Source organism: Autumnicola psychrophila, from assembly GCF_031846645.1.
Classification (GTDB): Bacteria; Bacteroidota; Bacteroidia; order Flavobacteriales; family Flavobacteriaceae; genus Autumnicola; species Autumnicola psychrophila.
Window position 1 is genome coordinate 103905 of sequence record NZ_JAVRHN010000001.1, and the last position, 13686, is coordinate 117590.

Consider the following 13686-nt stretch of genomic DNA (forward strand, 5'->3'; position numbering starts at 1 on the left):
AGATAAGAGAAATTAGACGTTTGCCTACAGGCTTTACATTCAAATAGCTATCTTTAGTGTTCCAAAAAAAGAGTTCGGAATTCGGAGTTCGGGTTTGACCTTGCCTGCAAATCAAATTATAATTATATGCTTCAGAACATTTCCTATAATCGTCCCGCTATTAAAGCTAAAATTGAAACTGAAGTAGGTAAAACTTTTACGCTTCTGGAAAGAATGCGGCTAAATGGAATAGGCTCTCCTAAACTTCATATTACCGATACCAGTATTGAAATTCAGAATTTACTAATCCTGGACAACAATGCAAAAACCTGTAATATCGAAATGCGCCCCAACGGAATAATTGTGATGTTCCGCAGTATTCTGGAGACTTACGCTTTAATAATACCGTATTACAAGCTTACGCTGTACAAGGGAAAAGCCGAAGAATATTCGATTTACCGCGATCACTATTTTATTAAAGTAAAAGCAAATTCCCCAGCCATTCATAAATTCTTCCGAAAAATAATTGATTATAAAGCAGATAACGCACCGTCTCAAATTGATGATCTTTGATAAAACTATCCTCTAAAAGTCTACTTTAGACCTTTTAGCTTTTGTTTAGAGACCTTCCCGGCAAATTACCTCCGTCTAAAAGCCAGACCGCCTATAAGTGCAAGTATTCCGAAGCCTATCATTGCATAAGCCTGAGTGTTATCCCCGTGTGCTTCTACCTGGATTGGCCCCGCGTTAATGGCAAATTCCGGAGTAATTACAGCATAAAGTCCGTAGGCTATAAGTCCGATACCTATCACTAAAAGCACGATCTTCAGGACGTTATTCATTTTATAAAGTTTTATTAAGTATAGGTGAAAGTACTAATATATTCTTTAAATTATAACATAAACTACTTATATGCGGATTCTACTGACGGGTGCAAATGGTTATATTGGAATGCGCCTGCTTCCCGAACTTCTGGAGCAGGGTCACGAGGTAGTGTGTGCCGTCAGGAACAAAAATCGCTTTTCTTCTTCAAGCGAACTAAGAAAACAGGTGGAAATTGTGGAAATCGATTTTTTAGAAGACAATGAGCCGCCGGAAAAGGTCCTAGACATTGATATTGCTTATTATCTCATTCACTCCATGTCTAGCTCCACCACAGATTTTGAAGAAAAAGAAGCTAAAGCTGCACACAATTTTAATAAAATGATGGCCGCCACTTCTGTAAATCAGGTTATCTATTTAAGCGGAATTGTTAATGAGGAGCACCTCTCCAGGCATTTAGAATCCCGAAAAAAAGTTGAAGACATTCTCTACAAAGGAGACTTTAACACTACAGTATTAAGGGCGGCTATAATTATAGGTTCAGGGAGTTCTTCTTTTGAAATTTTAAGGGATCTGTGTGAAAAATTGCCGGCAATGATCACTCCGCAATGGGTGAGAACCAAATGCCAGCCACTGGCGATTAGAGATGTGATTAAATTTCTTACCGGAGTGATTGGTAAGGAAGAATGTTATAACGAATCTTTTGATGTTGGTGGCCCAGACATCCTGAGTTATCAGGAGATGATGGAGCAGTATGCAAAAGTGCGCGGATTAAAAATCTGGATCTGGAGTGTACCTGTAATGTCACCAAAGTTATCTTCTTACTGGTTGTACTTTATTACCTCTACCTCCTACAAACTGGCGCAAAATTTGGTGGATAGCATGAAGATTGAAGTGGTTACCAAAGATAAGCGGCTTCAGGAATTACTGGATATCGAACCTTTACATTATACTGAAGCTATAGAATTAGCTTTTTACAAAATTGAACAAAACCAGGTGATTTCCAGCTGGAAGGATTCCCTAAGCAGCGGACGTTTTAAAAAGGAACTTAATAAATACGTACAGGTACCTAAATACGGATGTTTAAAAGATGAACAATCTGTAAAAGTTAATCATCCTGAAGAAGTGCTGGACAGGATTTGGTCTATTGGCGGACTTAAAGGCTGGTATTACGGAAACCAACTTTGGAAATTCCGTGGCTATGTCGATAAATTATTTGGTGGCGTAGGCCTTCGCAGAGGGAGAACCCATCCTACAATGATCGCCAGCGGAGACTCGCTGGATTTCTGGCGGGTTCTACTCGCAGACCGCGAAGAAAGAAGGTTGCTGTTATTTGCTGAAATGAAAGTTCCGGGGGAAGCATGGCTGGAATTTAAAATTGATGAAGAGAATATTCTCCACCAGACTGCTACCTTCCGGCCAAAAGGAATTTGGGGAAGACTCTACTGGTATTCTATGTATCCATTTCATTATTTTATCTTTGAAGGCATGTTGAACAGAATTGCCAAAGGAGAACCTCAAAATCCAAGTAGAATTGAACAACTTCAGGAATAGAATCAAAAAGAATCCGCTTTTTTATTTCTCTACCGGAATTCTTATTATTTTCTCTTTTATCATCTTTTTATTTACTGAAGTCTTCTATGAAGTTATAGAAAACGGTTCCATTTGGGTAAGGGAAATCTTTGGAAGCTTTTATTTGTGGCTCGGCCTTATTTGCGTGGCATTTTTGCTCTTTATAGCATTTTCGAAATTCGGAAAAATACGTTTAGGTAATTCGCCGCCCGAATTTGATAAGCTTTCCTGGATCGCAATGCTTTACAGTGCCGGAATGGGCGCCGGAATTCTCTTGCGCGCCGTCCAGGAACCGGTTTATATGTATCTTAATCCGCCAATCTCCACTTCTTCCTCCCATGAAATTATTGCGCTGGAATACACTTTTTATCAATGGGGCTTTACCGCCTGGGCATTTTATGGCGTCTTTGCCATTGTTATTGGTTATTCCATTTTTGTAGAAAAAGCAGATGTGCGGCTAAGCTCTGGATTAGCAAATAGTCGAAAATTGCCATTTTTGCCACTGCTTACAGATTTGCTCACCATTCTAACCACCGTCTTTGGCCTGGTAGCAGCAATCGCATTGGGAACCACACAAATTGAAGGCGGACTTAGCCATTTACTGCAAAAACCTGCCGGAGAGCTTGCTCCTGTTCTAGGAATCGTCTTTCTTATTTGCCTGCTTGCCTTTTTTTCGGCATGGGCCGGTGTGCAAAAAGGAATCAAGAGAATTTCAAATTTGAATATCTACACCACAGTGCTCCTTATGCTGTTCGTGCTATTTTCCGGTGATATTTTGGCAATTTTCAGCAACTTTTTCCAGTCGCTCTACCATTATGTGGTAGATTTTATTCCGTTGAGCCTCGCTTTGGGAGATTATAATCCCGGAAAGCAATTCTTGACCGACTGGACGTACTATTATTGGGCATTCTGGCTGGCATGGGCACCATTTACGGGAATTTTTATAGCCCGCATTTCTAAAGGCCGCAGCCTACGGGAGATGATAATTGGCATTTTACTGGTGCCATCTTTAGGAAGCTTTTTTTGGTTTAGCGTGTTTGGAACTTCAGCATTTGATGTCATAGAAGGAATGAAGACTTATAACGGCGAATTTAATAATGTATTTACTTCTATGTTTGTATTTTTTGAAAACCTGCCGTTCTCCGGAATTTCCAGTGTGGTGGTAATTCTACTGCTTATTAGTTTCCTGGTCACTTCAGTAGATTCAGCAATATTTGTGCTCAGTATGTTTAGTGATAAAGGAAAGGAAGAGCCAAAAAAGAAATTCCGACTTATTTGGGCTGTCCTTATCTTTGTTTTTTCTGAAGCTATTATTCTGTTGGGAAATATTAAACCCGAAAGTGATGTATTAACAGCTATTCAGAAGTTTTTAATCATCAGTTCCCTCCCATTTGCCATTTTTACGGCGGGAATGCTCATCCTTTTCCTGAAGAGACTTCTACAGAAAGTCTAATTCTTCGGAAGAAAAACTTCGGCCATCATACAACGGGCGCTTCCGCCGCCGCAGGTTTCAATCATGGTTAGATCACTGCTCAAAATTTCACAGTGCTTTTCAATTTTGGCTATCTGGTCTTTAGTAAGACTTCCATGAGCCTTTTCACTCATCACCAGGTATTTTTTATCAAAAGCTCCCTGCACCTGCAGCATGTTTCCGGCAAATTCATGCATCTGTGCTTCAGAAATGGCAATTATCTCCTTCCCGTCCTGCTTCAGGTGTTTAAGAACATTTTTTCGCTCCTTGGCATCATCAATAGTATCCAGGCAGATCACTGCAAATTCTTCAGCTAAACACATCATCACATTGGTGTGATAAATAGGCTTCCTCTTCCCGCCCACACTCTGGTTTGCTGTGAAAATCACCGGAGTGAATTCAAAATCCTCGCAAAATTCAATAAGCAAATCTTCATCTGCCCGGGGAGAAATTGCGCAGTAGGCTTTTTGATTCACCCTGTCCAGCAGCATACTCCCTGTACCTTCAAGAAAAATATCATCTTCTTCGGCTGATGTATAATCTACGATATTGCTAATTCTAAAGCCTGCTTCTTCCAGACGTGCAAAATATTCCATACGGCGTTCTTTGCGGCGGTTTGGTGCAAACATGGGATAAAGAGCAATAGTTCCGTTTTCATGAAAAGAAACCCAGTTATTTGGGAAAATAGAATCTGGTGTATCTTCTTCAATGATATCATCTACAACAATTGTTTTAACTCCAACGCCATTTAATTTTTTTACAAAATCATCAAACTCCTGTTGTGCCTGCTTATTTACATCTGCATTCCTTATATCCTCCTGAAAATAATTATTTACGGCTGTTTGCTCATTCATCCTGAACGCTACAGGCCTAACCATTAATAGCGTATCTGTTATCTGCTTCATAATTGTCAAATTTAATCCCTTATTAAGGGTAATGTAGAACAGCGCAATAATCCTTCCTGTTTTGAAATTTCCGCATAAGGAACTTCTTCTACAGTAATGTCATTCTCCCTGAGCCAGTTGTTTAGCCTGCTAAAATTTCTTTCTGAAATTACCACATCTTCAGATATGGAGAAAACATTGGAATACATGTGGTACATCTCATCCCGCGTTATCTCGAATATATTTTTACTTCCGAAGAGGTTTATCAGCCATTTATACTCCCTTTCATCAAGAAATCCGCCTTTATAAATTATTGCTTTATCCTTCCCAACCTGCTGAAAACAACAGTCGAGGTGCAGTGCATTCTCCCGGGCTTCTGTATTGGATTTCTTCAGGTTAAACGGAACCACTTTCTTTTTCGGAAAAATCTCCCGCAACGCATCTACTGCGTGCTTGTTTGTTCTTGCTGTGATATAATTTTTATAATCTTCGCCGGTGTAAGTGCCAACCAGAATATAGTCACCAAAAGGCATCACGTCACCCCCTTCTATATGCGCATTTTCAGGTAATTCTATTATTTTTTCTGAGGGTATCTGGTTCATTATATGACTAATGGCTTCGATTTCCTGCTCCCTATCGGGTAATATATTGGCAGTTACAAATTTGTCCTCAATAACAAAAGCAATGTCCCGGGCAAAAATTTGATTATAATTCTCAATAACTTTAGGCCTATAGACGTTCACATCGTACTTTTTCAATACAGCGGCAACAGATTCTATTTCGTTGATCATATCCTCCTCTTTAGGATAAGTTCCCGCTTTTATATGTTCAATGGATTTAGGATCATAAGCTTTAGAAACTTCCGGAATACCACCCGTACTTTCTGCAGTTCCCAAGATCACAGCCCTTAATCGACCGGTTTCATTATTAATATTTAAGTGCATCCTGCAATTTTTTGCAAATATAAAAAAAGCCTCATGCAGAGATGAAGCTTTTTTCGGAAATTAATAATGTGAAATATAGAATTATCTATTATCTAAATTTTTAAATTCTCTTAGTCCTTCACCAATATAAATCTGACGTGGACGCCCAATTGGTTCTTTCATTAACCTCATTTCTCTCCATTGTGCAATCCAGCCCGGCAAACGTCCAAGAGCAAACATAACAGTAAACATCTCTACTGGAATTCCAAGTGCACGATAAATTATTCCAGAATAGAAATCTACATTAGGATATAATTTTCTTTTTACGAAATAATCATCTTCCAAAGCTTCTTTTTCCAGGCCTTTGGCGATATCCAAAACAGGATCATCGATTCCTAACTGACCAAGAACTTCATCTGCTGACTTTTTAATAATTTTAGCGCGTGGATCAAAGTTCTTATAAACCCTGTGTCCAAAGCCCATTAATCTGAAAGGATCTTCTTTATCCTTGGCTTTAGCCATGAATTTTTTAGTATCCCCACCGTCTTCTTTAATTTTCTCAAGCATTTCTATAACCGCCTGATTGGCACCTCCATGTAAAGGTCCCCAAAGGGCAGAAATACCTGCTGAAATTGAAGCAAAAAGACCAGCATGAGAAGACCCCACCATTCTTACCGTTGAAGTAGAACAGTTCTGCTCATGATCTGCATGCAAAATAAGAAGCTTATCCAAAGCATTAATGACAGCTTTGTCTACGCTATACTTCTTCCCGGGTTTCTCAAACATCATTTTATGCAGATTCTCTACATAACCAAGCGAGTCATCACCATAATTAAGAGGATCACTTTTTTTCTTCCTTAAAGTCCAGGCTGCCAATACAGGAAATTTTCCGAGAATTTTAACTATAGCTTTATACATATCTGCTTCTGAAGAAACATCTACAGAAGAAGGATTAAAAGCGATTAATGCACTGGTAAGAGAAGAAAGCACTCCCATTGGATGTGCCGATTTTGGAAAACCATCCAAAATCTTTTTCATTTCTTCATCTACTTCAGATTCTTCTTTTATATCTGAATAGAATTTGTCAAGCTGTTCTTTAGTAGGAAGCTCACCGAAAATCAATAAGTAAGCTACTTCAAGAAAATCAGCTTTTTCTGCAAGATCTTCAATAGCGTATCCACGGTATCTTAAAACTCCTTTCTCCCCATCCAGGAAAGTGATTGCACTTTCGCAACTTCCGGTATTTTTAAATCCCCGGTCCAAAGTGATAATACCAGCTTGAGAACGCAGAGTTTTTATATCTACTCCTATTTCATTTTCGGTGCCTTTGACAACCGGAAACTCATATTTTTTTCCTTGATATTCTAATGACGCTTTATCTGACATTTTGATTGTTTCTGATTAGACTTACTATAATTGCGAAATTAAGAAAAATTAACAAGTATATCAATTGATAAATTGTGTTTAAGGTATAATTAACAGGGGGGTAGAGCGGTTTAAATATCATTATTTCCTATTCCTTAAGAATTTATAGAGTACAAATGTTTATAATAATCGTCTACTGATTTTTTCCATGTAAACTTTTGCTTTTTGGCATTGCTGCAAATCTTTTTCCATTCTTTTTTATCATTGAAAAACAAATCTACTGTTTCAGAAAAAACCTGTATAAAATTCTGCTTCTTTTCCTCGAGTGTATCTCCGCTAAAACTAAAACCTGTTTTCTTATGAACTACTGTATCCTTTAAGCCACCTGTTTCATGGACTAAACAAGGCTGGCCATTCCTCATGGCCAACATCTGGCTAATGCCACAAGGTTCAAAAAGGCTCGGCATCAAATAAAGATCTGATTCCTGATAAAGCATATCGATGATACTTTCTGATTGCGCATTAATGAAAATAAAATTCTTATGCTCATAGCTGGCAGCCCTAAAAATAGATTCATATTCTGGTGCGCCGGTTCCTAAGAGAATGAAGACACCGTTGTTCTCATTTAGCTTCTTCATAAGTTCTGGAAGAAGGCCTGGATCCTGATGAAAAAAATAAAATTTCTGTTCGGTAAGACGGGCGACACTGGTGCAAATAAAAGCTGGATTATCTTGTTGAAACCTTGTAAGCTTTTCTCCTGTATGAGCCAGATAATGCGCTTTATAATCTTTCTTTTCTTCCTGTAACCACCTGAACAACCTACGGATGCATTGCCTGAAAAGAATTCCTTTTTCAACTTTATTAATATTAGAATAATTTGCTCCGTTTAGAATACCAAACAACCTACCTTCCTTATTGGCTTGCTTCAGTTCTTCTTCAAGTCCTTCACCACCTATAAACTCGGGCGGAGCACTGGGTTTAAGAATGTCTTCTTTATAAGATGGCGATACGGTATGCACGGCATCGGCAAAACGAATTCCTATAGCCATAAGGTTTATACAATCCCGGAACCTGTGATCCTGCAATTCTTCATAATTAAGTTCCAGGTCTGGAAACCAGTTCTCGACAGAAGAATAACTTCCAGAAAAAGGACGAATGCCCTGGATAGCAAGATTATGTATCGTGTAGACAAAACGGATCTCCTTAAGCGACTGGTAAGCGGGGTGAAACCTTCTAAGAAAAAGAACGAGACTGGAATGCCAGTCATGCAAATGCACAACGTCCAGTTTACCAAACGCCCCACTCTTTATAGCTTCAGCTACTGCTGTACAAAAAATAATAAATTTAATAGCATCGGTAAAGAAAGGTTCAGTTAAATCATTGTGGTAGATATGAGCAATGTCACCCGCTTTTATATCAGGATGATGAATTACGTAATGGTGAATATTTTCAAATTCAGTTTTTGGTTGAACTTTATATAAATCGGCACTATACGTTTCCCCCCTTAGGTTAAAATTTAACTGACTTATGAAAGTACCCTGTTCGTGCAAACGTGAATAAGAAGGTGTTATAACATGAGCTGTATCTCCTCTCTCCGCAATCTGCCGTGGAACATCACGAACTACATCTCCCATTCCACCCGCTTTACACTTAGCAATAGCATCATTTTCTGCAGCTACAAATAGAAATTTATTCATAAAAAGTTATAAGTTGGTTAGAACTATAAGTTAATTATTTATTTGCTAAAATTCCGCTAACGAATTGGTAAATATCATAAAAAAACCCCTCAGTAATTGAGGGGTTTTGAATAATTTATGATCTAATTTATTTTAACTTAAAAGCTTTTTCAGCAGGATAATAAGCCGTATCCCCAAGCTCTTCTTCTATTCTAATTAGCTGATTGTATTTTGCCATACGGTCGCTACGTGAAGCAGAACCTGTCTTAATCTGTCCTGTATTTAAAGCAACGGCAAGATCTGCAATTGTATTATCTTCAGTTTCACCAGAACGGTGAGACATTACAGAAGTGTAACCTGCATTATGAGCCATATTTACTGCCGCAATAGTTTCGGTTAAAGTACCAATCTGGTTCACTTTAATAAGAATGGAGTTAGCGATCTTTTCATCGATACCTCGTGAAAGTCTTTCAACGTTGGTTACGAATAAATCGTCTCCTACAAGTTGTACTTTGTCTCCAATTTTTTCGGTTAAAGCTTTCCAGCCCTCCCAGTCGTTCTCATCCATTCCATCTTCAATAGAAATGATTGGGTACTTTGAAGAAAGTTCAGCTAGATAGTCTGCCTGCTCCTGACTGCTTCTTATTTTTCCTGAGTCTCCTTCAAATTTCTTATAATCATACTTTCCGTTCTCGTAGAATTCAGCAGCAGCACAATCCAGAGCGATCATAACATCATCTCCACCTTTGTAACCTGCATTTTCTATAGCTTTAAGGATAGTATCCAAAGCATCTTCAGTTCCGTCTAAAGTTGGCGCAAAACCACCTTCGTCCCCAACAGCAGTACTTAGACCCCGGTCATGCAACACCTTCTTAAGGTTATGGAAGATCTCTGTACCCATTTTTAAAGCATGAGAGAAATCTTTAGCCTTTACCGGCATCACCATAAATTCCTGAAAAGCGATTGGAGCATCACTGTGCGAACCGCCATTAATAATGTTCATCATAGGTACAGGAAGCGTGTTTGCGCTCACCCCACCAACATAACGATATAACGGAAGACCAAGTTCGTTGGCTGCAGCCTTAGCCACGGCAAGTGAAACACCAAGAATGGCATTCGCTCCCAACTGGGATTTATTTGGCGTTCCATCTAAATCGATCATAGCCTGATCGATTTGATTTTGTTGAAAAACCGAATAGCCCAATAATTTTTCTGAAATCGTCTTATTTACATTTTCTACTGCCTTGGTCACTCCTTTTCCCATGAAATCACTTCCACCATCACGAAGCTCTACAGCCTCATGTTCACCTGTTGAAGCACCTGAAGGCACAGCAGCCCTTCCTAAAATTCCATTTTCTGTAATTACATCCACCTCTACCGTAGGATTTCCCCTAGAGTCAAAAATCTGACGTGCATGAATATCTACTATAACACTCATAGTCTGTTTAATTAGTTAATTGATTAATCTGCAATATACAAAGAAGCCCCTAAAATTGCGAGGAATAGGTTTAGTTTTAAGGCTTTTATAGTTTAAAATTCACTAAAACGTTTTCTTCGTCCCCATTAAATCAATTTTTTCGCACGACAGCCGCATATTATAAGAATTATTCTAAATGTCTGAAATTTGGAACGCTTATTAGCTTCATTTTATTAAGATAAATCTATTCGCGTTCCAGACCTACAAAGTTTTAAAAACCTTGCAGGAGAGGCATGGTTATTCAATGCAGAAAAATTTATAGGTCGATAATTGCCGATTAAGAGGATACGCTTTATTACCGGGAAATGTCCAGAGGATTTCTAAAATGAATGAGCTGGTAAAGTTGAAAAAAGCCATAATCCCTAGCTGATAATTGTCAATTTTAGGCTGAAGCTTCAGATTGACTTGAAAAGCACGGTCAAAAATTAGCTTTGGTGAAAATTCCGGCTAAAAAATTAGAAAATGAAGCACAAAACCTACAACTTCGGGTGTTTTTGCCTCTTTTTGCTTCACAAGGTGGAATTTTAAGAGGAACTTGTTATTTTGGAAGAAGAAAATGCTTTTTAGCTTCCCCCTGAAAGTCAAGCGAAGAACGGAGGTGCTAAAAATGGCAAATATCGACCTCTATTCTCCCAAAAATTCCAATTATTAAATTAGAAATGAAATGCTATTGATGACATAAAAAGAAAAGCCCGAAAACATCAATTTTCGGGCTTCTAATAATATATAGTATATTTTTAATTACGCATTGACAGGCTGGAGCCTATCTAAGAATTCATCAAAAAGATAATGAGCATCATTTGGACCCGGACTTGCTTCCGGATGGTATTGTACAGAGAAACAATTCTTGTTCTTCATCTTTATTCCAGCAACCGTATGATCGTTCAAATGTGTATGGGTAACCTCCACATCGGGATGATTTTCAGCTTCTTCTTTATTCACCGAAAATCCGTGGTTTTGAGAAGTCATTTCCCCTTTTCCTGTCTGTAGGTTAAGGATCGGATGATTTATACCTCTGTGACCGTGGTGCATTTTATAAGTACCTATTCCGTTTGCAAGAGCTATTATTTGGTGACCAAGGCAAATTCCCATTAAAGGTTTATCCTCTTCCATAATGTCTTTAGCCACTTGAATAGCGCCTTCGAGTGGTGCGGGATCACCAGGACCATTGGAGAGCAAATAACCATCTGCTTCCCATTCTTTCATTTCACTGTAACTGCTGTCGTATGGAAATACTTTACAGTAAACATCACGATTGGCCAGGTGCTTTAGAATACTTCTTTTTACTCCCACATCCAAAACCGCTACTTTATGTTTAGCATCTTTATTTCCGAAGAAATACGGCTCTTTAGTGGACACTTTTGATGCCAGCTCTAAACCATTCATATCAGGAACATCGGCAAGTTGCTTTTTAAGCCCTTCAATATTATCAACATCGGAAGAAATAATAGCATTCATTGCCCCATTTTTCCGGATATAGGTAACAAGGGCACGGGTATCCACATCTGAAATAGCGAAGAGATCACTTTTCTTCAGAAAATCCTGAAGGGACATATCTGCTGCCGGTCTTGAATGAAAGTAGCTGAAGTTTTTACAAATAAGACCCGAAATTTGGGCTGTATCGGCTTCTTCTTCATTCTCATTAGTGCCATAATTCCCAATGTGGGCATTTGTGGTCACCATAATTTGTCCGAAATAAGAAGGATCTGTAAATATTTCCTGATAACCAGTCATCCCTGTATTAAAACAGACTTCCCCAAAGGCAGTACCTCCTTTGTCTCCAACAAGTTTGCCATGAAAAATTGTACCATCTGCAAGTAATACAATTGCTTTTTTCTTAGTTTGATATTTCATAGGTAAAAAAACTTCAGTTAATTTCGCTTCGTACTTATTATTTGATTAATGTATATAAAAAAAGGATAAACTCACAGAGCTTATCCTTTTTTCTAATTTTTGATTTAAAAGAATCATCTATTCTTCTTTTTTATCTTCCTTATTTTCTGAAGTAGTTTCTTCAGATTTAGTTTCTGCTTGTGGAGCCGGTGCATCTGTAGTAGATTTTTTCTTACCTGCTCTACGAGTAGATTTTTTCTTCTCTGGTTTTTCAAGATTATAAGTTTCGTTATAATCTACCAGTTCGATCATTGCCATGTCAGCATTATCTCCCAATCTGTTACCTAATTTAATCACCCTTGTGTATCCACCCGGACGATCTCCAACTTTAGGTGCAACTTCACGAAACAATTCACTTACTGAATCCTTATCACGAAGTTTACTAAAAACCAATCTCCTGTTATGAGTAGTATCTTCTTTAGATTTGGTTACTAAAGGTTCAACAAAAACTCTTAAAGCTTTGGCTTTGGCAACAGTGGTATTAATGCGTTTGTGCTCAATTAGGGAACATGCCATATTCGCCAACATAGACTTGCGGTGTGCAGTTTTACGCCCTAAATGATTTATTTTCTTTCCGTGTCTCATTACTATTCTCTTTTAGATCTAGAATTCATTAAAGAATGAACTAGTCTTTATCTAATTTATATTTTGAAAGGTCCATACCAAAGTTTAAACCTTTATTATTAACAAGCTCTTCAAGTTCTGTCAAAGACTTCTTACCGAAGTTTCTGAATTTCATAAGATCGTTCTTGTTATATGATACAAGGTCTCCAAGGGTATCAACTTCAGCCGCTTTTAAACAATTCAAAGCTCTCACTGAAAGATCCATATCTACCAGTTTGGTTTTCAATAATTGTCTCATGTGAAGAGATTCTTCATCATAAGTTTCAGTTTGAGCAATTTCATCAGCTTCCAGAGTGATGCGCTCGTCAGAGAACAACATGAAGTGGTGAATTAAAGTCTTGGCAGCCTCTGTTAAAGCATCCTTAGGATGAATAGAACCATCACTAATGATTTCAAAAACCAATTTTTCGTAGTCAGTTTTCTGTTCTACACGATAGTTTTCGATACTATACTTTACATTTTTTATTGGTGTATAAATAGAGTCTGTAAAAATAGTTCCTAAAGGCGCATTGGATTTTTTATTTTCTTCAGCCGGAACATAACCTCTACCTTTTTCAATGGTGATCTCCATATTCACGTTCACCTTTTTGTCAAGGTGACACACTACAAGATCTGGGTTTAGAACCTGAAATCCTGAAATGAATTTCTGAAAATGACCTGCAGTAAGTTGATCCTCTCCGGAAACAGAAATTGTAACGGCTTCGTTATCTATTTCATCAATTTGCCTCTTGAACCTAACCTGCTTCAGGTTTAGGATAATTTCTGTTACATCTTCAACCACTCCCGGGATAGTAGAAAATTCGTGCTCTACTCCTTCAATTCTAACTGAAGTAATCGCGAATCCTTCTAATGAAGATAACAGCACTCTTCTTAAAGCGTTACCAACGGTCAATCCATATCCTGGTTCCAAAGGGCGAAACTCAAATTTCCCTTCGAAATCGGTTGAATCAATCATTATAACTTTATCGGGCTTCTGAAAATTTAGTATTGCCATATTACG

The 13686-nt window shown here is 38.1% G+C and carries 12 protein-coding genes; 3 read left to right on the plus strand and 9 right to left on the minus strand.

The window, feature by feature from the left end; all coding sequences use genetic code 11:
* Nucleotides 1-126 precede the first annotated feature (126 nt).
* Nucleotides 127-552, plus strand: a complete 426-nt coding sequence (locus RM541_RS00435; RefSeq protein WP_311498286.1) for a hypothetical protein — start codon at nt 127-129, stop codon at nt 550-552.
* 65 nt (nt 553-617) lie between these two features.
* Here RM541_RS00435 and RM541_RS00440 read toward each other — a convergent pair whose 3' ends face one another.
* Nucleotides 618-821, minus strand: a complete 204-nt coding sequence (locus tag RM541_RS00440; RefSeq protein WP_311498287.1) for an LPXTG cell wall anchor domain-containing protein — start codon at nt 819-821, stop codon at nt 618-620.
* A gap of 70 nt (nt 822-891) precedes the next feature.
* Between RM541_RS00440 and RM541_RS00445 the strand changes: the two genes are divergently transcribed.
* The gene (locus RM541_RS00445) at nt 892-2355 is read left to right on the plus strand and encodes an SDR family oxidoreductase (protein WP_311498288.1); all 1464 of its coding nucleotides are present in this window, start codon (nt 892-894) and stop codon (nt 2353-2355) included.
* Nucleotides 2336-3826 (plus strand): BCCT family transporter, encoded by a 1491-nt coding sequence (locus tag RM541_RS00450; protein WP_311498289.1) that lies wholly within the window; start codon nt 2336-2338, stop codon nt 3824-3826. Before RM541_RS00445 ends, RM541_RS00450 begins: the two co-directional genes overlap by 20 nt.
* On the opposite strand, the gene ctlX is transcribed toward RM541_RS00450, so the two are convergent.
* The 8 genes from ctlX to RM541_RS00490 form a co-directional block, all read right to left on the minus strand.
* A complete protein-coding gene (ctlX, locus tag RM541_RS00455) occupies nt 3823-4749 on the minus strand; it encodes a citrulline utilization hydrolase CtlX (RefSeq protein WP_311498290.1) in 927 nt (308 codons plus the stop codon). The two genes, RM541_RS00450 and ctlX, sit on opposite strands and share 4 nt — an antisense overlap.
* Nucleotides 4750-4760: 11 nt before the next feature.
* Entirely contained in the window at nt 4761-5672 is a 912-nt protein-coding gene (locus tag RM541_RS00460; protein ID WP_311498291.1) for a dimethylarginine dimethylaminohydrolase family protein, read from the minus strand.
* An 81-nt stretch (nt 5673-5753) separates the two neighbouring features.
* Nucleotides 5754-7037: a citrate synthase gene (locus RM541_RS00465; protein ID WP_311494389.1), complete on the minus strand. Its 1284-nt coding sequence runs from the start codon at nt 7035-7037 to the stop codon at nt 5754-5756.
* Between the two features lie 134 nt (nt 7038-7171).
* Entirely contained in the window at nt 7172-8713 is a 1542-nt protein-coding gene (locus RM541_RS00470; protein WP_311498292.1) for a glycogen synthase, read from the minus strand.
* A gap of 127 nt (nt 8714-8840) precedes the next feature.
* Nucleotides 8841-10130: a phosphopyruvate hydratase gene (gene eno, locus RM541_RS00475; protein ID WP_311494391.1), complete on the minus strand. Its 1290-nt coding sequence runs from the start codon at nt 10128-10130 to the stop codon at nt 8841-8843.
* 780 nt (nt 10131-10910) lie between these two features.
* Nucleotides 10911-12023 carry a glutamine-hydrolyzing carbamoyl-phosphate synthase small subunit gene (gene carA, locus RM541_RS00480; protein ID WP_311498293.1) on the minus strand — a complete coding sequence of 371 codons (1113 nt, stop codon included), beginning with the start codon at nt 12021-12023 and terminating at the stop codon, nt 10911-10913.
* 117 nt (nt 12024-12140) lie between these two features.
* Nucleotides 12141-12647, minus strand: coding sequence for a 50S ribosomal protein L17 (gene rplQ, locus RM541_RS00485; RefSeq protein WP_311498294.1), 507 nt, complete (start codon nt 12645-12647; stop codon nt 12141-12143).
* Between the two features lie 40 nt (nt 12648-12687).
* Nucleotides 12688-13680: a DNA-directed RNA polymerase subunit alpha gene (locus tag RM541_RS00490; RefSeq protein ID WP_311494394.1), complete on the minus strand. Its 993-nt coding sequence runs from the start codon at nt 13678-13680 to the stop codon at nt 12688-12690.
* Nucleotides 13681-13686: the final 6 nt, after the last annotated feature.

Excerpts from the sequence above, each read along its gene's own strand:
- RM541_RS00490 (WP_311494394.1), bottom strand. The coding sequence starts at position 13,680 with ATGGCAATACTAAATTTTCAGAAGCCCGATAAAGTTATAATGATTGAT.
- RM541_RS00440 (WP_311498287.1), bottom strand. The coding sequence starts at position 821 with ATGAATAACGTCCTGAAGATCGTGCTTTTAGTGATAGGTATCGGACTT.
- rplQ (WP_311498294.1), bottom strand. The coding sequence starts at position 12,647 with ATGAGACACGGAAAGAAAATAAATCATTTAGGGCGTAAAACTGCACAC.
- ctlX (WP_311498290.1), bottom strand. The coding sequence starts at position 4,749 with ATGAAGCAGATAACAGATACGCTATTAATGGTTAGGCCTGTAGCGTTC.
- RM541_RS00470 (WP_311498292.1), bottom strand. The coding sequence starts at position 8,713 with ATGAATAAATTTCTATTTGTAGCTGCAGAAAATGATGCTATTGCTAAG.
- RM541_RS00445 (WP_311498288.1), top strand. The coding sequence starts at position 892 with ATGCGGATTCTACTGACGGGTGCAAATGGTTATATTGGAATGCGCCTG.
- RM541_RS00460 (WP_311498291.1), bottom strand. The coding sequence starts at position 5,672 with ATGCACTTAAATATTAATAATGAAACCGGTCGATTAAGGGCTGTGATC.
- RM541_RS00465 (WP_311494389.1), bottom strand. The coding sequence starts at position 7,037 with ATGTCAGATAAAGCGTCATTAGAATATCAAGGAAAAAAATATGAGTTT.
- carA (WP_311498293.1), bottom strand. The coding sequence starts at position 12,023 with ATGAAATATCAAACTAAGAAAAAAGCAATTGTATTACTTGCAGATGGT.
- eno (WP_311494391.1), bottom strand. The coding sequence starts at position 10,130 with ATGAGTGTTATAGTAGATATTCATGCACGTCAGATTTTTGACTCTAGG.
- RM541_RS00435 (WP_311498286.1), top strand. The coding sequence starts at position 127 with ATGCTTCAGAACATTTCCTATAATCGTCCCGCTATTAAAGCTAAAATT.